This window comes from Amycolatopsis sp. lyj-109, from assembly GCF_046548995.1.
Lineage (GTDB): Bacteria > Actinomycetota > Actinomycetes > Mycobacteriales > Pseudonocardiaceae > Amycolatopsis.
This window is the reverse complement of sequence record NZ_JAJPWR010000026.1, coordinates 78,813-101,512: the sequence shown is the minus strand read 5'-3', so window position 1 is coordinate 101,512 and position 22,700 is coordinate 78,813. Positions and strand designations below refer to the sequence as shown.

17 protein-coding genes are annotated in these 22,700 nt (G+C 70.8%); 12 read left to right on the top strand and 5 right to left on the bottom strand.

All coding sequences use genetic code 11. The features are described 5' to 3' along the window. Positions 1-42: 42 nt before the first annotated feature. The gene (locus tag ACLJQF_RS39800; protein WP_410615460.1) at positions 43-864 is read right to left on the bottom strand and encodes an SAM-dependent methyltransferase; all 822 of its coding nucleotides are present in this window, start codon (positions 862-864) and stop codon (positions 43-45) included. 140 nt (positions 865-1,004) lie between these two features. On the opposite strand from ACLJQF_RS39800, the gene ACLJQF_RS39795 reads away from it, so the two are divergent. The 5 genes from ACLJQF_RS39795 (at position 1,005) to ACLJQF_RS39775 (ending at position 8,587) form a co-directional block, all read left to right on the top strand. Continuing rightward, positions 1,005-2,336: a cytochrome P450 gene (locus ACLJQF_RS39795; protein ID WP_410615459.1), complete on the top strand. Its 1,332-nt coding sequence runs from the start codon at positions 1,005-1,007 to the stop codon at positions 2,334-2,336. A 73-nt stretch (positions 2,337-2,409) separates the two neighbouring features. Beyond that, the gene (locus ACLJQF_RS39790) at positions 2,410-3,507 is read left to right on the top strand and encodes an alpha/beta hydrolase (RefSeq protein WP_410615458.1); all 1,098 of its coding nucleotides are present in this window, start codon (positions 2,410-2,412) and stop codon (positions 3,505-3,507) included. A gap of 84 nt (positions 3,508-3,591) precedes the next feature. Beyond that, on the top strand, positions 3,592-5,694 hold the full coding sequence (locus tag ACLJQF_RS39785) for a diguanylate cyclase domain-containing protein (RefSeq protein WP_410615457.1): 2,103 nt from the start codon (positions 3,592-3,594) through the stop codon (positions 5,692-5,694). A 342-nt stretch (positions 5,695-6,036) separates the two neighbouring features. After that, positions 6,037-6,453, top strand: coding sequence for a hypothetical protein (locus ACLJQF_RS39780; protein WP_410615456.1), 417 nt, complete (start codon positions 6,037-6,039; stop codon positions 6,451-6,453). Positions 6,454-6,484: 31 nt separating this feature from the next. Continuing rightward, complete coding sequence (locus tag ACLJQF_RS39775; RefSeq protein ID WP_410615455.1) at positions 6,485-8,587, top strand: (Fe-S)-binding protein; 2,103 nt, start codon at positions 6,485-6,487, stop codon at positions 8,585-8,587. 307 nt (positions 8,588-8,894) lie between these two features. Here the strand turns inward: ACLJQF_RS39775 and ACLJQF_RS39770 are convergent, their stop codons facing one another. Both ACLJQF_RS39770 and ACLJQF_RS39765 read right to left on the bottom strand, forming a co-directional pair. Beyond that, positions 8,895-10,208 carry an MFS transporter gene (locus tag ACLJQF_RS39770; protein ID WP_410615454.1) on the bottom strand — a complete coding sequence of 438 codons (1,314 nt, stop codon included), beginning with the start codon at positions 10,206-10,208 and terminating at the stop codon, positions 8,895-8,897. Positions 10,209-10,344: 136 nt separating this feature from the next. Beyond that, positions 10,345-10,989 carry a TetR/AcrR family transcriptional regulator gene (locus tag ACLJQF_RS39765; RefSeq protein ID WP_410615453.1) on the bottom strand — a complete coding sequence of 215 codons (645 nt, stop codon included), beginning with the start codon at positions 10,987-10,989 and terminating at the stop codon, positions 10,345-10,347. A 113-nt stretch (positions 10,990-11,102) separates the two neighbouring features. Here ACLJQF_RS39765 and ACLJQF_RS39760 point away from each other — a divergent pair, with 113 nt between their 5' ends. The 7 genes from ACLJQF_RS39760 to ACLJQF_RS39730 all read left to right on the top strand — a co-directional run bounded on the left by ACLJQF_RS39760 (position 11,103) and on the right by ACLJQF_RS39730 (position 19,529). Further along, positions 11,103-11,951, top strand: a complete 849-nt coding sequence (locus ACLJQF_RS39760) for a shikimate dehydrogenase (protein WP_410615452.1) — start codon at positions 11,103-11,105, stop codon at positions 11,949-11,951. Beyond that, entirely contained in the window at positions 11,941-13,743 is a 1,803-nt protein-coding gene (locus tag ACLJQF_RS39755; protein ID WP_410615451.1) for a TIM barrel protein, read from the top strand. Before ACLJQF_RS39760 ends, ACLJQF_RS39755 begins: the two co-directional genes overlap by 11 nt. 301 nt (positions 13,744-14,044) lie before the next feature. After that, positions 14,045-15,346, top strand: coding sequence for a sugar ABC transporter substrate-binding protein (locus ACLJQF_RS39750; protein ID WP_410615450.1), 1,302 nt, complete (start codon positions 14,045-14,047; stop codon positions 15,344-15,346). Beyond that, the gene (locus ACLJQF_RS39745; RefSeq protein ID WP_410615449.1) at positions 15,343-16,329 is read left to right on the top strand and encodes a carbohydrate ABC transporter permease; all 987 of its coding nucleotides are present in this window, start codon (positions 15,343-15,345) and stop codon (positions 16,327-16,329) included. Before ACLJQF_RS39750 ends, ACLJQF_RS39745 begins: the two co-directional genes overlap by 4 nt. Further along, positions 16,326-17,156: a carbohydrate ABC transporter permease gene (locus ACLJQF_RS39740; protein WP_410615448.1), complete on the top strand. Its 831-nt coding sequence runs from the start codon at positions 16,326-16,328 to the stop codon at positions 17,154-17,156. Before ACLJQF_RS39745 ends, ACLJQF_RS39740 begins: the two co-directional genes overlap by 4 nt. A 5-nt stretch (positions 17,157-17,161) precedes the next feature. Continuing rightward, a complete protein-coding gene (locus ACLJQF_RS39735) occupies positions 17,162-18,634 on the top strand; it encodes a glycoside hydrolase family 3 protein (protein WP_410615447.1) in 1,473 nt (490 codons plus the stop codon). A gap of 136 nt (positions 18,635-18,770) precedes the next feature. After that, positions 18,771-19,529, top strand: coding sequence for a hypothetical protein (locus ACLJQF_RS39730; RefSeq protein ID WP_410615446.1), 759 nt, complete (start codon positions 18,771-18,773; stop codon positions 19,527-19,529). A gap of 73 nt (positions 19,530-19,602) precedes the next feature. On the opposite strand, the gene ACLJQF_RS39725 is transcribed toward ACLJQF_RS39730, so the two are convergent. Both ACLJQF_RS39725 and ACLJQF_RS39720 read right to left on the bottom strand, forming a co-directional pair. Then, positions 19,603-21,069: a hypothetical protein gene (locus tag ACLJQF_RS39725; protein WP_410615445.1), complete on the bottom strand. Its 1,467-nt coding sequence runs from the start codon at positions 21,067-21,069 to the stop codon at positions 19,603-19,605. 20 nt (positions 21,070-21,089) lie between these two features. Next, on the bottom strand, positions 21,090-22,544 hold the full coding sequence (locus ACLJQF_RS39720) for a PKD domain-containing protein (protein ID WP_410615444.1): 1,455 nt from the start codon (positions 22,542-22,544) through the stop codon (positions 21,090-21,092). Positions 22,545-22,700: the final 156 nt, after the last annotated feature.

Sequence of the window (22,700 nt, the reverse complement as noted above, 5' to 3'; positions counted from 1 at the left end):
GTTAGAACCCGAATTACCACTCACGACGAGCCGCGGCAGACTTCACGGTTTGCGGCCCACGCCCGCGTACGGGAGCAAGTTGATCGACGGGTCGTCGGACATGTCGCCGACGCCCTGGGGGTTCCACATCGCGCAGCCGACCAGGCCCGGTTCGACGAGGTCGAACCCCTCGAAGAACCGGAGCACCTGGTCGTGCGTGCGGGGAAACGGCTGGTTCTGCTGGTTCTGGCCGGTCTTGTAGACCTCGACCGCCTCGCCGAGGCGCTCCGCCCCGGAGTCGGCCGCGACGTGCGTGACGGCCAGGAAACTGCCCGGGGCGAGACGGTCGCGGTAGCGGGCCAGGATGCCGGTCGGGTCCCACTCGTCCGGGACGAAGTGCAGCAGCAGCAACATGAACACACCCGTCGGCTGCGACGGGTCGAGCAACCGCCGCGCCGGTTCCGAATCGAAGATGTCGTTGACGTCGCGCAGGTCGGCCTGGAGTACCGCGCAGTTCTCGTTGTCCTGCAACAGCAGTTCGCTGTGCGCGACCGCCACCGGCTCGCGGTCGACGTACAGCACCCGGCACGCCGGGTCGGCCTGCTGGACGATCTCGTGCAGGTTCCCGACCGTCGGGATGCCGGAACCGATGTCGAGGAACTGCCGGACCCCGGCGTCGACCAGGTACCGGGCGGCGCGGCGCAGGAAGGCGCGGTTGAGGCGGGCCGCGTCGCGGACGCCGGGCATGATCTTGAGGATCTGCTCGCCGAGCGCCCGGTCGGCGGCGAAGTTGTGGTCCCCGTCGAGCCAGAAGTCGTACACCCGGGCCGGGTTCGGCACCGTGGTGTCGATCTCCGGCGGTACCCAGCTCGGTTCTCCGGTCACGGGACCTCCCACCCTCGCGGACGCTGCGCCTCTCGGACACTGCGGGGGCGAAGCTTAGCCCCCTCATCCGTTCGTGTGGACTCGCACTCGGGGCGCCCGGTGCCCGGCTAAGGTGGCCCGGTCACGAGGGAGACGAGGCCATGACGAACGCGCGTCCCGTTCCCGGCCGGCGGCCCCTGCTCGGGCACACCGTGCCGTTGCTGCGCGACCCGCTCAAGTTCTTCACTTCCCTGCCCGCGTACGGAGAAGTCGTCGAACTCCACCTCGGTCCGCTGCCGGTGCACGTGGTCACCACCCCGGAGCTGGCCTGGCAGGTGCTGGCCACCGATGCCGACAAGTTCGACAAGGGCCTGGTTTTCGACAAGATGCGCCCGCTCTTCGGCGACGGCCTGGCCACGTCCAACGGCGAGCTCAACCGCCGCCAGCGCCGGCTGGTGATGCCTGCCTTCGGCCGCACGCGGATCGCCGGCTACGCCGAGAACACCATGACGAAGCTGGCCGGGGAGCTGGTGGATTCGTGGCGGCCCGGCGAAGTCGTCGAGTTCGACCGGCGAATGCAGGACCTGGTGCTGACCATCGCCGGGCAGACGCTGTTCTCCACCGCGCTCGGCGACGAAGCGCTGGCGGAAATCCGGCACTCGATCCCGGTCATGCTCAAGTACGTGCTGATCCGGGCGTTCTCCCCGAAGTTCGTCGAGAAGCTGCCGATCCCGCCGAACCGGCGGTTCGACGCCGCGGCCACCCGCCTGCGCGAGGTGATCGGCGAAACCGTCGTCGCGGCCCGCGAAGACGGCGCCGACCACGGCGACCTGCTCTCGATGCTGCTGCTGGCCCGCGACGAGGACACCGGCGAGGGCATGTCCGACCGCCAGGTGCACGACGAGGTCATCACCATCCTGACCACCGGTGCCGAGACCACCGCCGTCGCGCTGGCCTGGTTCTTCCACGAGCTGGGGCAGCACAGGGAAGTCGAACGGCGGTTCCACGCCGAAGTCGACGAAGTCCTCGCCGGACGGCCCGCCCGCTTCGAGGACCTGGCGGATCTGGTTTACACACAGCAAATCGTGAACGAGATCGTCCGCCGCACCCCGCCGCTGATCCTGATGCGCCGGGCACGGGAGGACGTCGAACTCGGCGGGGTGGCGATCCCCGCGGGCAGCGAGGTGGCCGTCAGCCAGCACACGCTGCACCGCGATCCGCGCTGGTTCCCCGAACCGGACCGGTTCGACCCGGACCGCTGGGCGCCCGGCCGCTCCGCGGACCTGCCGAAGGGGGCCTACATCCCGTTCGGCGCGGGCGCCCGGCTGTGCCCCGGGCACGTCTTCGCGCCGACGGAGATCGGCATCGTGGCCGCGACCATCGGCGCGCGCTGGCGCCTGGTCCCGGTGCCCGGCAAGAAGGTGTACGCGCAGCTCAAGGCCACCATGCAGCCGAACCGGCTGCCGATGACCGTGGTGCCCCGCCGGACCTGACGGTACCGATTCCACTACCGGGTGTAGTGTTCCGAGGTCTTTCAGCTGGTTCGGTCCGGAAGGGGAGTGCGGTTTGAGACGGCCGCTCAAGCTGACGTCGGCGTTGTTCGCCTGCGGTGTCCTGTTCGCTTCGCTGACCGCGGCGGTGCCCGCCGAGGCCGCCGCGATCTCCTGCAGCGACGCCGATCTCCCGGTCACCGGCCCCGGCCTGCCACCGCTGGTGCCGGGGGCGCCGGCGCTCGTGCACGGCCGGTTGTGCCTGCCCGCCGGTGGCGTCCCGGACACGGTCCAGCTGCTCGTGCACGGCGGGACGTACAACAGCGCGTACTGGGACCTGCCCTACGAGCCGCAGCGCTACTCCTACCAGCGCGACATGGCGTCGCACGGCTACGCGACCTTCGCCGCCGACCAGCTCGGCGCCGGGCGCAGCAGCCGGCCGCTGAGCCTGCCGCTGTCGGTCTGGGCCGCGGCCGAGTCCATGCACGAGGTGGTCGGTCACCTGCGCGCCGGCCGTGTCGGCGGGGTCCCGTTCGCGAAGGTCGTCATCGTCGGCCACTCGGTCGGCTCCGGGATCGTCGCCGTGGAGGCGTCCACGTACCGCGACGTCGACGGCGTGATCCTCACCGGCATCACGCACCTGCCGGCACTGCCCGTGCTCGCCCTCGGCGCGGCGCTCGGCCTGCAGCCCGCGTTGCTCGACGGTCAGCTGGCCAGGCTGGGCAGTGACCCGCTCTACTTCACGACCAGGCCGGGCGCGCGCGCCGGGCTGTTCTACGCCGCGGGCGACGCCGACCCCGCCGTGATCGCGGCCGACGAGGCGACGAAGGACCAGGTTTCGGTCCCCGGGATGGGCACGGTCGCGTTGTTCGGTATCGTGCTGCCCGCGACGTGGGGAATCACCGCACCGGTTTTCCAGGTGGTCGGTGAAAAGGACATCCTTTTCTGCGGGGTGCTGGCGTTGCGTGACTGTTCCGACGCGGCGGTGCTCCGGGCACAGGAAGCGCCCTATTACGCCGACCCGTCGAAGGTGTCGACGTACGTGCTGCCCGGCGCGGGCCATTCCTTGGCGTTGCACGAAAACGCCGGCGAATACCGCAGTGCCACCCGATCGTGGCTGCAGGACCGCCTGGGTATCGCTCCGCAGGGTTATCACTCGATCGGACGAAACTGAACCCGTGCGCGTCGCACAATTCCGGGCCAAGATATATCGATTGACCCGAACCGGTGTATGCACTGAACCCTTGGACAGCCTGAGGTGACTGCTCCTCATCCCCGCGGCGACGCCCCGCGGAAGAAGCCGTCCGCCGAACGCGCGGCGAGACGGCTCGACGCGCTCGCGCGCAAGTGGGGCTACCTGATCAGCACCACGGCGTACCTGCCGCACACACCCGAGGAGATCGAGCGCGAGCTGGCCGGCCTGGCCGGGCGGCTGTTCGAAGCGGTGGCGAGCGATCCGCCGGATCTCGCCGCGGCCGCGGCCGCGGGCGGGCGGCTCGTCGAACTGCGGTGCGTCGGCGCCGACAGCCTGCGCCGCACTCTCGAGGTGCTGGGCAAAGCACTGCTGCGCGAACCGGAGCTGCGCGGGGCCGACCAGCTGGCCGAGCGGGCCGTGCTGGTGCTCGGCGCCCTCAGCTCCGGGTACGGCGAGATGCTCCGCGAGGACATCCAGAAGCGGCAGGAGGGCCTGAGCCGCGCGCTGCTGAAAGTCGAACAGGAGACGCGGCAGAAGCAGGTCATCTCCCGCGCGCAGTTCGAAGAGGTGTTCGCCGGCTCGGCCAGCGGCGTCGCCCTCACCGAGCTGGACGGGCGGGTGCTGCGCGCCAACGCGGCGCTGGCCAAGACGCTCAACCGCACACCGGCGGAAATCGCCGCGATGACCCTGTTCGACCTGGTCCACCCCGAGGACGTCGAGCAGCTGCAGCAGAGCTACGACGAGCTGGTGGCCGGCCGGCTGCACCGGCTGCGCGCCGGCCGCCGCCTGATCGGCAAGGACGGCGAACCGATGTGGGCGACGTTCGCCGCGTCGGTGATCCGCGACGCGCTCGGCGCGCCCCGGCAACTGCTCACGATCGTCGACGACGACACCGAGGTGTCGCTGCTGCAGCGGCGGCTGAGCCACCAAGCCCTGCACGACGTGCTCACCGGGCTCCCGAACCGGCAGTTCTTCAGCACCCGCCTGGAAACCCTGCTGCGCGACGCGGACCCGGCCCGCGGAGTCACCCTGTTCCACCTCGACCTCGACGGTTTCTCCCAGATCAACGGCGGCCTCGGCCAGGACCTCGGCGACCGGGTACTGCGCGGTGTCGCGGCCAAGCTGAAGATGGTGTTCGACGCGGAGAAGTCGCTCGTGGCCCGCCTCGGCGGCGACGAATTCGGCGTGCTGGTGCAGAACACGGCCGACACCCCGGACGTGGTGACGCTCGTCCGCCGGATCACCCACGAGCTCGCCGAGGCGGAGTACGTCGACGGCCGGCGCGGGGTCGCGGTGTCGGCCGCCATCGGCGTCGTCCACCGCCCACCGCGCGACATCACGCCGGCGGAACTGCTCCAGGCATCCGACCTGACCCTGCGGCGCGCCCAGCGGACAGGCAACCAGTGGGGTCTGTTCGACCGCGAACTGGACCGGCGCGACCGCCACGACTTCGGCTTGGCGGCGTCGATGGCGGGTGCGTGGGAGACCGGCGAGATCGAGGTCCGCTACCGCGTGCTGGTGTCGGCGACGAGCGGTTCGGTCGAGGGCGTCGAGGCGCGGCTGCACTGGAACCACCCGGCCGACGGCATGCTGCCGCACGAGACGTGCGTGCGGCTGGCCACGGAGAGCGGGCTGGCGCTGTCGCTGGGCACGGGGCTGCTGCGCACGGCGGCCGAGCGGCTGGCGGCGTCCGGGCCCGAAGTGCCGCTGGTCGTCGAACTGACGCCGCAGCAGGCCGCGGACCCGGAGCTGGTCGGCGAAATCCGCCGGGTCCTCGGTGACACCGGCCTGGCCCCGGACCGCCTGCGTCCCGGCTTCCCGGCCGCGGCCCTGACCGCCGAGACCGGCGACGCGGCGGACAACTTCAAGGTGCTGGGCGAAATCGGCGTCCGGGCGGAGATCCACGGCCTCGTCGACGTCACCTGCCTGACGGAGTTCCCGGCCCACGCGGTCCGGATCGCGGCGAGCCTGGCCGCCAAGCGGGAACACCCGCTGGTGACCGGGCCGCTGTCGGCGCTGATCGACGCGGCACACGCGACCGGGGCGGCGGTGTCGGTCGACGGGGTGCGGACGCCGGACGAGGCCGCGTGGTGGCAGCACCGCGGCGCGGACCTGCTTTCGGGCCCGGCGTTCCCCGCCCTGCCGGGCGGCCTGCCCGCCTGCTGATCGATCCCTGCCGGACGACACGCGTACCCGGCCGGACGACACGCGTACCCGGCCGGACGACACGCGTACCTGGAGGGACGACACGAAAAGCCGCCCGGCCTCGGGTGTGTCGTCCGGCTGAACACGCGTGTCGTCCGGCTGAGCACGCGTGTCGTCCGTTCCGTACGTGCGCTTCGCGAGCTGAGATGTCCGAGGAACGGACAGTAAGGTGATCCTTCCTGCATGAATTGCGCCGAACGGAGCAGTGAAACTGATCCGTTCAGTCCTGTCGCGTGAAGTGACCTCCTCATTACCCTCCAGTAGCAGGCAGTGGTGCCGATCACAGTCGTTCCGGGAGGCTTCATGGCGTCGCGCGTCCGAGGACCCGGCTCCGAAGACCGGCGCGACCTGCGGATCCGGCACCTCACCGGCTGCCTTCCCTGCACGCTCAAATGCGCGTATTGCGGGCTGCCGGTGCGGCTCGCCGGGCCGGGCGACCACCCCGGCTACGGCGTGGTCGAAGAAGTGACCGGCGAGCTCGTGCTGCTGCACCGGTTCTGCCGCACGGTGCTCGGCCGCTGCCGGACGCAGGGGTGCGTGCTGCGGCGCGCCCACCTCGGCCGCGCGACCGAGCAGTACGAAACCGGCCGGCGGCCCGGGCGCTACCAGCGCCTCGGCGTCCGGCGCTCGCCCGACCTCGATCTGTACCGGAAGCACTGGCGGATCGCGAAGATGCGGTACGCGTGCAAGGCGTGCCGGTACTACACCGGCTCGCACTGAGCCGGTCCTTCCATCACGACGCGGAGGACTCGTGCTCGTTCGTCTCATCCTCGGTCTGCTCATGACCGTCGTCGGCCTCGCCGTCGCCGGCAAGCGCGTGGCCTTCCTGTATCGGCTGATCAAAGCCGGCCAGCCCGACGCCAAGCGGTCCGACGACCTCGGCGCCCGGGTCTTCGCGCAGGTGCGCGAGGTGTTCGGCCAGCGCAAGCTGCTGAAGTGGTCGGTGCCCGGCCTGGCGCACTTCTTCACGTTCTGGGGCTTCGTGATCCTCGCCTCGGTGTACCTCGAGGCCTACGGCGCGCTGTTCGACGAGAAGTTCGCCATCCCGTGGATCGGTCACTGGGCGGTGCTCGGGTTCCTGCAGGACTTCATCGCCGTCGCGGTGGCCGTCTCGCTGGGCGTGTTCACGGTGATCCGGATCCGCAACGCCCCCGCGCGCAAGGACCGCGCGTCGCGCTTCTACGGGTCGCACACCGGCGGAGCGTGGCTGATCCTCTTCATGATCTTCAACGTCGTGTGGACGATGTTCTTCTTCCGCGGGGCCTCCTCGGCGTCCGGCAACTTCCCGTACGACAACGGGGCGTACGTCTCCCTCGGCGTCGGGAACCTTCTCGAACCGCTCGGCCACTCGACCACCGAAGTCCTCGAGACGGTCGGCCTGATGCTGCACATCGGCGTCATGCTGGTGTTCCTGTCGATCGTGCTCTACTCCAAGCACCTGCACATCTTCGTGGCGCCGATCAACGTCTCGGCGAAGCGGCTGCCGGACGCGCTCGGCCCGCTGCTGCCGATGGAGTCCGGCGGCAAGCCGATCGACTTCGAGGACCCGGGCGAGGACGACACGTTCGGCCGCGGCAAGATCGGCGACTTCACCTGGAAGGGCATGCTGGACTTCGCCACGTGCACCGAGTGCGGCCGCTGCCAGTCGCAGTGCCCGGCGTGGAACACCGGCAAGCCGTTGTCGCCCAAGCTCGTCATCATGAACCTGCGCGACAACCTCTTCGAAGAGGCGCCCTACATCCTGGCGGGCACCGAGCACGAAGAGGCACGCCCGCTGGTCGGCCCGGAGGCCGACGGCGGCGTCATCGACCCGGACGTCCTCTGGTCGTGCACGACCTGCGGCGCGTGCGTCGAGCAGTGCCCGGTGGACATCGAGCACGTCGACCACATCGTCGACATGCGCCGCTACCAGGTGATGATCGAGTCGGCGTTCCCGACCGAGCTGGGCGGGCTGTTCAAGAACCTGGAGACCAAGGGCAACCCGTGGGGCCAGAACAACGCGGAGCGCCTCGCCTGGACCAAGGACCTCGGCTTCGACGTCCCGGTGTTCGACGGCGAGCTGGCCGAGGACGTCGAGTACGTCTACTGGGTCGGCTGCGCCGGTGCGTTCGACGACCAGGCGCGCAAGACCGTCCGCGCCACGGCCGAGCTCCTGCACATCGCCGGGGTGAAGTACGTGGTGCTGGGCAAGGAGGAGTCCTGCACCGGTGACCCGGCACGCCGGGCGGGCAACGAGTTCCTTTTCCAGATGATGGCCCAGCAGACGGCGGAGACGCTGAACGCCGTGTTCGAGGGCCGCGAGCCGCGCCTGCGCAAGATCGTCACGACCTGCCCGCACTGCCTGAACACCCTGGGCCGCGAGTACCCGGACCTGGACGGCCACTACGAGGTCGTCCACCACACGCAGCTCCTCAACCGCCTGGTCCGCGGCGGTCAGCTGACCCCGGTCAAGCCGGTGGAGGACGGCCCGAAGGTCACCTACCACGACCCCTGCTACCTCGGGCGCCACAACAAGGTCTACACGCCCCCGCGCGAGCTGGTCGGGGCAACGGGCGCTTCGCTGGCCGAGATGCCCCGCCACGCGGACCGGGCCCTGTGCTGCGGCGCGGGTGGCGCCCGGATGTGGATGGAGGAGCAGATCGGCAAGCGCATCAACCTGGAGCGGGTCGACGAGGCGATCGCCACGGACGCGGAGACGATCGTGACGGGCTGCCCGTTCTGCCGCGTGATGCTGACGGACGGCCTGGTCCAGCGGCAGAGCGAGCAGAAGGCGGAGAACGTCGACGTGCGTGACGTCGCTCAGCTGCTGCTGGAGCGGGTGAAGGCGGTGGACACCCCGGCCCCGAAGGTCTGACCGCGAGCACCACGGGTCGTGAGTGAGAAACAGTGTCAGCGCCAGCTGTCACTTGCCTACCTACGGCGCGGGGCGTCTGCGCCGGCCGGGAACGCACCCCAGCCCCGGCAACAACACCCCCCCCCGGCGGCCAACTCACCGCCCGGAACGGCCAACTCACCAACCGGAACGGCCAACTCACCCGCACCGCGGCGAGTTGGCCGTTCCGGTGCGTGAGTTGGCCGTTCCTGCCCCGACTGACAACGTAGGTCGGGGCGGGAACGGCCGTTCGCCAGAACACTGGTTCTCACTCACGAGCCCTTCGCCGCTAACCGTCCACGGCGGACGCGACCACTGTGGACGGTGCCGCGGGTGCCGCGCCGCCCAGGTGCGCCGTCGGCACCCGGTAGGTCTCGCGGGCCGTCGCCGCGGCCAGGGCCGCCGCCACGCAGACCACCGCGGTGAAGATCGCGACGCCGAGCCAGTCGTCCTTGCCCGAGCCGATCGCCGCCACGACGCTGGGGGCGAAGCCTGCCACCGCGAAGCCGATCTGGGTGCCGATCGCCATGCCGGACAGGCGGACGCGGGCGCTGAACATCTCGCCGTACAGCGACGGCCAGACCCCGTTCACGCCCGAGTACGCCACCCCGAACAGCACGATGCCGAGGACGAACAGCAGCGCGTACGAGCCGATCGAGATCGACCACAGGTACGGGAAGATCAGGACGCCGCAGGCCAGGCAGCCGGTGATGAACACCGGTTTGCGCCCGACGCGGTCGGCGAGCCCGGCCAGCAGCGGGATCGCCGCCAGTGCGACGACGTTCGCCAGCACGCCGACCCAGAGCATCGGGGTGCGGGCCAGGCCGATCGTGTTCACCGCGTAGCTCAGCGCGTACACCGTGAAAATGGTGCTCACCGAGGCGATCGTCGCCGCCACGATCACGCGCAGGACGTCCACCCAGTGGTGGCGGAACAGCAGCGCCACCGGCAGTTTCGCGACCTCGGTGCGGGCGAACACCGGCGTCTCGTCGAGCTTGCGCCGGATCACGAAGCCGACGACCACGACGAGCGCGCTGCCCCAGAACGGCAGCCGCCAGCCCCAGGTCAGCAGGTCTTCCGCCGGCAGCGCGGCGACGGGGAGGAAGATCGCGGTGGCCAGGATCTGGCCGGCCTGCGTGCCGCTCAAGGTGAAACTGGTGAAGTAGGCGCGCCGGTGCTCCGGCGCGTGTTCCAGGGACATCGAGTTCGCGCCCGCCTGCTCGCCGGCCGCGGAAAGTCCTTGCAGCAGGCGGAGAACGACCAGCAGGATCGGCGCGAGGACGCCGACGCTCGCGTACGTCGGCAGGCAGCCGACGCAGAACGTCGCGAAGCCCATGAGCAGCAGGGTGAAGACGAGCACGCGCTTGCGGCCGAACTTGTCGCCGACGTGGCCGAGGACGAACGCGCCGACCGGCCGGGCGAGGTAGCCGACGCCGAAGGTGGCCAGCGCGAGCAGGGTGCCGGTGGCGGGGGAGGAGGCGGGGAAGAACACCTTGCCGAACACGAGCGCGGCGGCGGTGCCGTAGATGAAGAAGTCGTAGTACTCGAGCGCGCTGCCGATCCAGGCGGCCAGCGCCGCCTTGCGGGGCATCGATCCGGTCACGGGCACGATCTCCTGACGTCCGTGCTTCGTTGCGCAGAGTCGGCGGGGAAGCAATGTACGGTCTAGTTAGTTAATAAAGAGTGCGAGACCGGACCCCGGGTGTCAAGAGATCCTTTTTGCCGGGGGAGCGCGGAGCTCAGCGCGCGGTCAGGTACTCGATCAGCAGGGTGCCCAGCATCGCGCGGTAGTGCTCGCGGCGGGCCGGGTCCAGCATGTCGCGGCCGAAGATCGCCTGGAACGTGTGCCGGTTCGCCAGCCGGAACACGCAGAACGAGCTGATGACCATGTGGACGTCGAGCGCGTCGACGTCCTCGCGGAACAGGCCGGCCTTCCGGCCGCGCTCGAGGATTCGCGTGATCCCGCCGAGGGCCGGGTCGGCCAGTCCGGCCAGGATCTCTGACTGCGACAGGTGTTCCGCGTAGTGGATGTTCTCGATGCTGACCAGCCGGATGAAGTCCGGGTGTGCCTCGTGGTGGTCGAACGTCAGCGCGGCCAGCTGCCGCAGCGCGTCCTCCGGCTCGAGGTGTTCGACGTCGAGTTGCTGTTCCGAGGCCCGGAGCGCGGAGTACGCCCGCTCCAGCACGGCGATGTAGAGCTGTTCCTTGCCGCCGAAGTAGTAGTAGATCATCCGCTTGGTGGTGCTGGTGCGGGCGGCGATCTCGTCGACCCGGGCGCCGGTGTAGCCCTTGTCCGCGAACTCCCGGGTGGCCACCGCGAGGATGTCGGCGCGGGTCCGTTCCTTGTCGCGCTGGCGCTCGGCCTCCGACGATGGTGCGGCCACCGGGCTCCCTCCGCTGCAGGTGAACACCCACTCTAGTCCAGCCCTTCCGTCGGGGCGGACGCCGCGCTACCGTGAACGTACTAGTTCGTACATTAGCGGCCGAAGGGTGACGCGTGACCAGCTACCTGATCGGACTCGTCGGCACGGGCATCGGGCCGTCCGCCAGCCCGGCACTGCACGAACGCGAGGCCGACGAGCTCGGCCTCCGCTACGTCTACCGGCTGCTGGACCTCGACGTGCTGCGCCGCCCGGTCGCCGACGTCCTCGCCGCCGCCCGCCTCGCCGGGTTCGACGGCCTCAACGTCACCCACCCGGCCAAGCAGGCCGTCGTGGCGCACCTGGACGAGCTCTCGCCGGAAGCCGAAGCGCTCGGCGCGGTCAACACCGTCGTCTTCGAGAAGGGCCGCGCGGTCGGCCACAACACCGACGCGACGGGGTTCGCGCGCAGCCTGAGCCGGGGCCTGCCGGACGTGCGGATGGACGACGTCGTCCTGCTGGGCGCCGGGGGAGCGGGTGCGGCGGTCGCGCACGCGCTCCTCTCGCTCGGCACCGGGCGGCTCACCGTCCACGACGTCGACGGCGACCGGAGTGCCCACCTGGTCGAGGCGCTCGAACGGAGGTTCGGCCCGGGCCGGGCGGAAACCGGCGACCCGACCGCGATCCACCGCGCCGACGGCCTCGTGCACGCCACCCCGACCGGGATGGCCGCCCACCCCGGCTCGCCGGTGCCGGCCGAGCTGCTGCACCCGCGGCTCTGGGTCGCCGACATCGTCTACCGCCCGCTGGAAACCGCGCTGCTGGCCGCGGCCCGCGCCCGCGGCTGCCGGGTGCTGCACGGCGGCGGCATGGTCGTGCTGCAGGCCGCCGAATCGTTCCGGCTCTTCACCGGCGCCGAGCCCGACCCGGCCCGGATGCTGCGCCACTTCGACGCCCTGGAAGGGGAGGCCGCCCGTGCCGCCTGAGCCGCGCACCGCGATCGCCACCGTCTGCCTGTCCGGCACCCTGGAAGACAAGCTCGCCGCGGCCGCCGCGGCCGGGTTCGACGGCGTCGAGCTGTTCGAGAACGACCTGATCGTGTCCCCGGCGAGCCCGGCCGAGATCCGCCGCCGCTGCGCCGACCTCGGCCTGTCGATCGACCTCTACCAGCCGTTCCGCGACTTCGAAGCCGTCCCGCCGGACCTGCACCGGGCCAACCTGCGCCGCGCGGCGCGCAAGTTCGATGTGCTGGCCGAGCTCGGCGCCGAGACGATCCTGGTCTGCTCGTCGGTCTCGCCGGAGGCGATCGACGACGACGAACTCGCCGCCGAGCAGCTGCGGGCGCTGGCGGAGCTGGCCTCGACCCGCGGGCTGCGGATCGCCTACGAAGCCCTGGCCTGGGGCCGGCACGTCAGCGGCTACCAGCACGCCTGGCGCATCGTCCGCCGCGCCGCGCACCCCGCGCTGGGCGTCTGCCTGGACAGCTTCCACATCCTCTCCAAGGGGCACGACCCGGCACCGATCCGCGCGATCCCCGGCGACAAGATCTTCTTCCTGCAGCTCGCCGACGCGCCCAGGCTGCCGATGGACGTGCTGCCGTGGAGCCGGCACCACCGGCTCTTTCCCGGCCAAGGCGACTTCGACCTGACCGCGTTCACCGGGCACGTGCTCGCCGCGGGCTACCGCGGGCCGCTGTCGCTGGAAGTCTTCAACGACGTGTTCCGCCAGGCCGACCCGCGCCCGGCCGCGGTCGACGCGCTGCGGTCCCTGCTGGCCCTGAAGGAATCCCTGGGCGTGGTGACCCTGCCGGGCGCGCCGGCGCTGACCGGGCACGCGTTCGCCGAGGTCGTCACCGATCCGGGCGCGGGCAGGGTGCTGGCCTCGCTCGGGTTCGCGCGCACCGGCGTGCACCGCACCAAGCCGGTCGAGCTGTGGGAGCAGGGCGAGGCCCGGGTGGTGGTCAACGAAGGCGGTGCGGCGCACGGCGCGGTCGGCGCGGTCGCGCTGACCAGCACCGACCAGGCCCGCTCGACCCGCCGGGCCGAAGCCCTGCTCGCACCGGTCCTGCCGCGGACCCGCGGGCCGCGGGAAGCCGACCTGGGTGCCGTCGCCGCACCGGACGGCACCGAAGTCTTCCTCTGCGGCGGGGACGACTGGCGGGACGACTTCGTGCCGACCGGCGAAACGGCCGCCGGCGCCGGCGTCTTCGGAATCGATCATGTGGCGCTCACGCAGCCCTTCGACCACTTCGAGGAGGCGGCCCTGTTCTACCGCTCGGTGTTCGGGCTGACGCCGTCGCCGGTGACGGAGTTCGCGGCGCCGTTCGGGCTGGTGCGCAGCCGCTCGGTGGCGGCGGGGGCGGTCCGGCTGACGCTGGAGGCCGCCGTGGTCCGCCGCGGCGAATGGGCGCCGGCGGTCCCCGAACCGCAGCACGTGGCGTTCGCCTGCACGGACGCGCTCGCCGCGGCCACGGCGATGCGGGCGGCGGGCGCACCGCTGCTGGACATCCCCGGCAACTACTACGACGACCTCGAAGCCCGGCTGGACCTGCCGCTGGGACGACTCGCCGCGCTGCGGGAGCGTTCGGTGCTCTACGACCGGGACGAAGACGGCGAGTTCCTGCACTTCTACACCGCGCTCGCCGGCGCGCGAGTGTTCTTCGAGGTGGTGCAGCGCATCGGCGGCTACCGCGGCTTCGGCGTGGTCAACGCGCCGGTGCGGATGGCCGCCCACCGCGCCCGCCGACACGCGGTCCCACCGGTGAAAACGCCGGCCTGATCGCCTCCACCGCCCCGGGAAGTCTTTCCCGGGGCGGTTTTCGTCGTGGCCGAGTTTCGCGGGCGCGGGCGATTCCCGTGCCCCGCCGGTGAAAAACGTCCGGGACACGTTCGTATCCGGACGACTTCTGGCACGTCGCTCCGGGTGCGGGTAACCGTCCGGCTACTCGCCGCATGCGTTTACAACGTTCCGGCAACCGCCTTGACAGGGCCTGTGGTACGTACCACTCTAACCCCAACATTGGTCTACACCATTTGGGGCGCTCGGCCACGGTGGCCGGGCATGGAAAGGACGGCATCGAGTGAAACGCTGGCTCAAGCTGGCGGCGGGCGCCGCCGCATTCACGCTCGCGACCGCGGGCTGCGCGGGGTCCGGTGGCTCGGACACCGCGGCCTCGTCGAGCGGCAATGCACCGCTGAGCGGGACCGTCACGGTCTGGCTGATGACCGGCTCCGCGCCGGAGAAGACGACCGACGCGCTCAACAAGGAGTTCGAGGCCGCGCACCCCGGGGTCAAGGTCAAGTACGAAGTCCAGCAGTGGGACGGCATCCAGCAGAAGCTGACCACCGCGCTGGCCAGCGGCGCGCCGCCGGACGTGATCGAGATCGGCAACACGCAGACCGCGGCGTTCGCCTCGAACGACGGCGTGCTGACCGACCTGACCGCCGACAAGGACAACTTCAACGGCGCCCAGTGGCTCAAGGGTCTCGCGGACTCGGGCACCTACGAAGGCAAGATCTACGGCGTCCCGTTCTACGCGGCCAACCGTGAGGTCATCTACCGCAAGGACATGTTCGAGCAGGCCGGCATCACCAAGGCGCCGACGTCGAACGACGAGTGGATCGACGCGATCACCAAGCTGAAGACGAAGTTCGGCTCCGACCCCGACTTCCAGGCGCTCTACATGCCGGGCCAGAACTGGTACGCGCTGCTGTCGTTCATCTGGGACAACGGCGGGGACATCGCCAAGGCCGACGGCAAGAACTACAAGGCCACCCTCGACACCCCCGAGGCCAAGGCCGGCCTGGACTTCTACAAGAAGCTCGTCGACACCTCCGGCACCAAGGCGCCGAAGGACGCCGACGAGGCCAAGCCGCAGCAGGCGACCGTCTACGGCGCCGGCAAGGTGGCCATGATGATCGGCCTCCCGTGGGAACTGGCCACCGCGGCCAAGACCGACGCGAGCCTCACCGGCAAGACCGGCGCCTTCGCGATCCCGAGCAAGACCGCCGGCCAGAGCGCCCCGGTCTTCCTGGGTGGCTCGAACCTCGCCATCCCGGCCAACAGCAAGAACGTGGCCGCGGCCAAGGAGTACATCAAGCTGATCTCCAGCCCGAAGTACCAGAGCCAGCTCGCCGCCGCCGGCGTCGTGCCCGGCACGTCGACCGACCTCACCGGCCTGGACAAGGACCCGCTGGGCAGCGTGATGGCCAAGGCTTCGGCCAACGGCAAGGCCGTGCCGGCCAGCCCCAAGTGGGGTGACGTGGAGTCCGGCCAGAACCCGGTCAAGGACATGCTGACCGCGTACCTGACCGGCAAGAAGACCCTGGACCAGGCGACCGCCGACGCCAACGCAGCGCTGAACAAGCTCATCGGCGGATGACCGCGACCGCGAATGTGACGATGCCGGCGGGGGCGACCCCGCCGGCATCGCCGCGCGACACCCGGGTCAAGAAGCGCAGGCGGGGCCGGTTCGGCGACCGGGTGCTCCCGTACCTGCTGCTGCTCCCCGCGTTGGCGGCCATCCTGGTGCTGCTCGCCTGGCCGCTGGTCCAGGTGCTCGCGATCAGCTTCCGCAAGCTCGACATCGGCCAGCTCGTCTCCGGCAAGACCGTCTGGATCGGGTTCGACAACTACACGAACACGCTGTCGGACCCGGAGTTCTGGACGGTCACCGTCCGGACGCTGGTGTTCACCGCCGCCATCGTGGCCGCCACCATCCTCGGCGGGCTGCTGCTGGCGGTGCTCATGCGCCACCTCGGCCCGGTCGTGCGGATCATGGTGCAGGTGACGCTGGTCCTGGCGTGGGCCACCCCGGTGATCGCCACGACCACGGTGTTCCAGTGGATCTTCGACCAGCAGTACGGCATCCTCAACAAGACACTCGACCGGCTGGGCTTCCCCGGCTTCATCGGGTTCTCGTGGTTCTCCAGCGGCGCCAGCACGCTGACGGTGATCGGGCTGCTCATCGTCTGGCAGGCCGTGCCGTTCGTGACGTTCTCGCTGTACGCGGGCATCATCGGCGTGCCACGCGAGCAGTACGAGGCCGCGGGCATCGACGGCGCGAGCGCGTGGCAGACGTTCCGGGCGGTCACCTGGCCCGCCATCCGGCCGATCACCACCATGGTGACGTTCCTGTCGGTGCTGTGGGACTTCAACGCCTTCGCCCAGATCTGGGCCATTCGCGAGGGCGGGCCCGACGGCGGGAGCACCACCCTGGCCGTCGTCCTGTACCTCAAGGGCATCGCGGGCAACCACTTCGGCGCGGCGGGCGCGATCGCGACGCTGATGCTGATCGTGCTGGCGATCGTCACCGGCCGGTACATCCAGCTGCTCGTCCGGACCCCGGAAGGTGATCTCAAGTGAGGAAATCGCTGCCGCAGCGGATCGCGCTGTCGGTCGTCGGCGTCCTGGTGGCGCTGGCCATCGTCTTCCCGACGTACTGGATGTTCGTCACGTCGCTGAGATCGCCCGGCCAGATCCTCTCGCCGAAGTACGACCTGATCCCGACGTCGATCTCGTTCGGCAACTTCGCCACCGCGCTGGGCAAGGACAACTTCCCGGTCTACCTGATGAACAGCCTGATCGTCACGGTCGGGTCGGTGCTCTGCGCGCTGGTCGCCGGCACCCTGGCCGCGATCCCGCTGTCGCGGCTGCGGTTCACCGGCCGCCGCGGTTTCCTGGTGCTGGTCATGGTCGCGCAGCTGGCCCCGGTGTCGGCGCTGTTCATCCCGCTGTTCCTGCTGATGCGGGACGCCGGGCTGCTAAACACACTGCCGTCGCTGCTGCTGATCTACTTCGCCACCACGCTGCCGTTCACGGTCTGGATGCTCTACGGCTTCGTCAACGGGATCCCGTACGAGCTGGAAGAGGCCGCGATGATCGACGGCTGCAGCCAGACCGGCGCGTTCCGCCGCGTCACGCTGCCGCTGCTCGGGCCGGGACTGGTCACCACCTCGGTGTTCAGCTTCATCACCGCGTGGAACGAGTACCTGTTCGCGCTGGTGTTCATCCAGGACAAGCCGAAGGAGACGCTGCCGGTGTGGCTGGCGTCGTTCCGCACCGCGTTCGCCACCGACTGGGGCGGCGTCATGGCCGCGTCGGTCATCTACGCGATCCCGGCGCTGATCTTCTTCCTGCTCGTGCAGCGCAAGCTCGTGTCCGGCGCGACCGCCGGCGCCGTGAAGGGGTAGCCCCGTTGTTCACGCCCGAGACACAGTCCACGCCCGAGACGCAGTCTTCGCCCGAGAAGCTCGCCGAAGCCGTCCTCCTGCCCGGGTTCGCCGGGACGACCGCGCCGGACTGGCTGCGCCGCCGGGTCGCCGAAGGCCTGGGCGGGGTGGTGCTGTTCGGCCGCAACGTCGTCGACGACGAGCAGGTCGCCGCGTTGACCGCACAGCTGCGCGGCGAGCGGGACGGCGTGGTCGTCGGCATCGACGAAGAGGGGGGTGACGTCACCCGCCTCGACGTGAACACCGGGTCGTTCGTGCCGGGTCCGCTGGCGCTGGGCGCGGCCGACGACCCGGAGCTGACCACGGCCGTCGCCGCCGCGCTCGGCGAGCGGCTGGCGGCCTGCGGCGTCACGGTGAACCTCGCGCCCTGCGCGGACCTCACCCTGGCCGCCGAGGACCCGATCATCGGCGTCCGGGCGTTCGGGTCCGACCCGGCGAAGGCGTCGCCGCACGTCGCGGCCTACGTGACCGGCCTGCAGAAGTACGGCGTCGCGGCGTGCGCGAAGCACTTCCCGGGCCACGGCGCGGCGACCGAGGACTCGCACGTGGCGCTGCCGGTGCTGCCGCGCACGGTCGAGGAACTGCGCGAGATCGAGCTGGTCCCGTTCGCCGCGGCGATCCGGGCCGGGGTGCGCTCGGTGATGTCCGGCCACCTGGTGGTCCGGGCCTGGGGCGACGAGCCGGCCACGCTCAACCGCACCGCGCTCACCGACGTCTTGCGCGGCGAGCTCGGCTTCACCGGCGCGGTGATCACCGACGCGCTGGAGATGGGCGCGGTCTCGGGCGCGTACGGCAAGCACGACGGCCTCGGCCGCTCCGCCGTCCGGGCCCTGGCCGCGGGCGCCGACGCTCTGTGCCTGGGTGGTGCGGCGTTCGAGGCCGCGCACCTGGACGCGTGCGTCACGGCGATCGTGGCCGCGGTCGCGGCGGGGGAGCTGCCCCTGGAACGGCTGGCGGAAGCAGCCGAGCGGACGGCGGCGCTGGGCACCGACCCGGCACCGGCGAAGGTCGGTCCCGTCGATCGGCGGCTCGGTCTCGAAGCCGCCCGCAAGGCCCTTCGGGTCCAGGGCGAGCCGCGGCTGGCCGGACCACCGCTGGTGGTCGACGTCCAGACCGAGCCGACCATCGCCGCCGGGCCGATGCCGTGGGGCCTCGGCGCGCACCTGGCCGAGCTCCTGCCGGGGACCCGGGCGATGACCGCGACCCCGGACGACGCCGAGGCGGTGCTCGCGGCGGCGCGGGAGTTCCCCAGCGTCGTCGTGGTCACGCGGGAGGCACACCGGCACCCGCGGGTGCGGCAGCTGCTGGCCGCGTTGTCCACTGTGGAGTTCATCCGGGTGGAAACCGGCGTGCCGGGGCCCGCAGGCGACGGTCCGCGGATCGACACGTTCAGCGGCTCCTGGGTCAGTTTGCGCGCCGCCGCGGAATATCTTGCCTGAACCGGACGAAACCCCGCCCTGGTGCCGGGGTTTCGTCCGCTTTGCCGCATCTCCACAAATCCGGCCACCATTTGTACGGCGCTTGTACCAGCGATCCCCATTCTGTCCCCATACCGGAAAACTGGAGGACGGAACAATGAACATGGGTATCGTGAAGCGGATGGCCGGGGTGGCCGGCATCGCCGCGGCGATCGTGGTCGTCGGGGCGGGCCCGGCGTTCGCGGCCACCGGCACGGTGCACACCGACTCGGGTGCGCCGCTGACCGTGCGGTCCAGCCCGAGCGCCACCGCGAGCTCGGTCGGCAGCATCGCCGAAGGCACCGCGGTGACCATCACCTGCCAGACCAACGGATCCACGGTCGACGGCAAGTACGGCACCTCGGACATCTGGGACAAGGTGGGCGACGGCTACGTCAGCGACGCCTACGTCTACACCGGCTCCGACGGCCGGGTCGCCCCCGACTGTGCGGGCTCGACGCTGACCTGCTCCACCGCGGGCACCGGCGACCCGAAGACCTGCGCGCAGGCGGTGGCCTACGCCAAGACCCGTATCCACACCAACGACCTCGACTCCTACGAGGGCTGGTGCGACCGGATCAACGCGCAGAACTACGGCTGGACCGCCTCGGGCTCGAACACGGCCTACATCCACTGGACCCAGATCCCGTCGTCGTTCAAGCACCCGGGTGACTACCAGGTCCCGGCCGGCGGGCTCGCCTTCTTCAAGAGCAGCGGTGCCGGCCACACGATGATCTCGATCGGCGACGGCAAGTTCCTGTCGAACGACATCAACGGCTACGGCAGCTACACCGAGACGACGATCGCGCAGATCAAGAGCAAGTGGGGCCAGACCTACCTCGGCTGGTCGCAGCCGTGGTTCCAGGTCAACCACTGACACCCTGACCGCGAACGGGCCCCTGTCCACCTCTCCCGGACAGGGGCCCGCTCGCGTCCGTCCACAACGGACGTCAGGACATCGCGATCGCGGTCTTCGCCCGGACCGCGGTCGAACCGCGTAGCTCGTTGTCCGCCGGGCGAGCGTCCTCGCGGTAGGACGGGTCGAGGCTCGCGTACACCTTGAACTCCGCCTTGCCCGCCGCGGCGTCGGCCGCGGTGAACGTGTACGCGAACGGGAAGACGACCTTGCGGCCCGCGGCCGCCGGCACCCACTGCTTCAGCTGCCCGACCTCCTGGTAGTAGCCCTGCTCGTTCAGCTTCGACAGGGTGACCGTGACCGTCTCGTCGTGGCGGGTGTTCGCGACCGACACCTTGATCGGCTTGGTGTCGTCCACCCGCCCCTTGGCCGGCACGACGAAGTCCGAAAGGGACACGTCGTGCGTTTCGACCTTCACCGTGTCGAAGCCGGTGCCGGTCCGGCCGTCGGCGGTCGCCCCGGTGACCTCGATGCGGTACTCGCCGTCCGCGGCGTACCGGTGCACGATGGGCGCACCGGTGATGGGGGCCGACCCGCCGTCGCCGAAGCGCACCTCGCCGCTGACGAAGTCCCGCCTGAGGCTGTCGCCCGAATACGGAACCAGCGTCACATCGGTGTAGACCGTGGGGTTGTTCGGGTACGGCGTCACGAACGGCGCCAGCGGCGGTGCCGTGTCGAGCCGCAGCTGGAACGGCGAAGCGGCCTCGACGTCGTCGGCGACGCGGATCCGGTAGGACTGCCCGGCGACCGCGGTGAACACGGCGGCCCGGCGGTCGCCGGAGGCGACACAGTCCACTTCGGACAGCGAGTCCGGCGTCGTGCCCCGGTACACCGTGATGCCTGGGCCCCAGTCGTACATCGCCAGCGCGCTCACCGACCGGGTGCGGTCGGGGGTGAATGCGAACCACACGGACTTCTCCGCGGCGGGGTCGCAGCTCGGCCGCACCTCGCCGGGCTCGGCGGACGCCGCGGTCAGGTCGCCGGCGTAGTCCCCGGGCACCGAGACGGGCGTGGCCGCCGCGAAGCCGTCGTTCTGCGCCGGCGGCACGGTGGTGAACTCCGCGGTGAGGTCGCCCTGGTTGTACTGCTGGGCGAACAGCACGTGGTAGGTCGTCCCGGCGGTGGCGCGGAAGGTCACGTAGCCGGGGCTGTCCCACGTGCGGCAGGCACCCGGGACCTGCGTCAGCGACCCGCGGTCACCGGTGTAGACGGCGACGAACGGCCGCGTCCCGGTGCTGGACGGCGTCACCCGGACGAAGGCGTCCGCGGGCGCGGTGAAGTCGTACCAGACGCTCCACGTCGTGTAGGTGTTGCACGGTGTCGGGTCGTCGGGCGCCTTCGTCGCCTCCCGGACGTCCTGGGACGCCGTGAACGGCAGGGCGGTGACGGCGGTGGCGGAGCCGAAGTCGTCGTTGGACGGGGCCGCCGCGTGGGCGACCCCGGGCGCCAGCAGCGCGGCCGTGACGGCCGCGAGGCCGGCGAGCAACGGGCGGAGTTTCATGTGGTTCCCCCTGGAAGTGGTCAGACGGCGACGATGCGCGTGGCGGGCGGCTTGACGGTCGTGGCGATGGAGATCGCCTCGTTGTCGCCCGGGAAGGCATCGGTCGACGGGTACGCCAGCTGGACCTCCGCTTGGAAGGCGACCTTTCCGGCGGCCGCGTCGTCCGGGGTGAAGGTGTAGGCGAACGGGAAGCGGACCTTGCCGGTGGCCCGCGCGGGCACCTGCAGGGTCAGCCGGCCGATCTCGGTCCCGCTCGTGGACCGCTTGGAGAGCACGACGGTCACCGTTTCGGCGTACCGCGTGTTCGTCACGTCGACAGTGATCGACTTGCTTTCGCCCTGCCGCGCCGAGGACGGGACGGTGAACTTCGAGATCCCGACGTCGTGCGTGGTCACCGTGACGGACTGGGTCACCGTCGCGGTGCGCCCGTCGGGCGACGTCGCGTGGAGCGTGGCGGAGTAGACGCCGTCGGCGGTGTAGCGGTGGTACACGGTCTCGGTACCCACCGGCGCGCTCGTGCCGTCGCCGAAGTCCCACGTCCCGCCCAGCGGCAGATCGATCTGCTCCCACGACGACGCGGAGAAGCCGACGTTGTCGAACACCGTCGGGGACGACGGCCAGACCTCCACGTCCGGGTTCAGCGGCGGCGTCTCCGCCAGGGAGAAGGTGAACGTCCCGTAGCTGTGGTGCGCGCCGGTGACGCGGATGGCGTAGACCGTGCCGGGGCTCGACCGGAACAGGGCCGGGCGGGCGGAATTGTTCCGTGCGCAGGCGACCTGGGCCAGGTCTGCCCCCGAGTGTCCGGCGTAGACGGTGACGGTGGCGTCGGTGCCTTCGACCCGCGCGGTGAGCGGCTGCGCCGCACCGGAGGCGGTGTAGGAGTACCAGACCGAAGGCTGGCCCTCGTCGTCCACGCAGCTCGATTCGGGCTCGCCGGTCTCCGCCGCGGCCACCGAGAGGTCCGGGTGCCTCGCGAACGGCAGGGCGGTCACCGGCTCGGCGTTCGCGGAGGTGTCGTTGGGCGCCGGGGCCACCGTGTCGAGCGCGAACGACAGCGCACCACCGGGAGCGTCGATCCCGGCGACCAGGAAGGAGTACGTCGTCCCGGCCGTCGCGCGGAACGTGACGGCCGGCCCGGTTCCGTAGTCGCAGGCGTCGGCGACGGGCTGCAGGCCGCCGCGTGTGCCCGTGTTCGCGGACAGGAGTGTCCGGTGGTCACTGCCCGCCGTGGTGGCGCGCAGCAGGCCATCCTGCGTCGCGGTGTAGCGGAACCAGACCGTGCCGGCCGCGGCGTAGCCGCTGCACCAGCCGGGGTCGTCGGCCGCCTTGGTGGCCGCGCCGGTGTCCTCCTGCGCCGTGAACGGCAAGGCCGTGACGACGGCAGCATTGTCGAAGTCGTCGTCGGCCGGTGGCGCCGCCGCCTGAGCGATGCCCGGCACCACGGTGGCCAGCGCCGCGGTCAATACCGTGACCACGGCGATCCGGCCACGGGACCGTAACGGAAACAGCACGAAATCCGCCCCCCTCGCGGGTGTTCTCCGTCCCCATGACGAAGATCCCGCGAGGCGTATCGGCGGCATTCCGGTCCGCGTGACAGGCTTCCGGCAAGTTACGCCGAATGCCGCAACCGG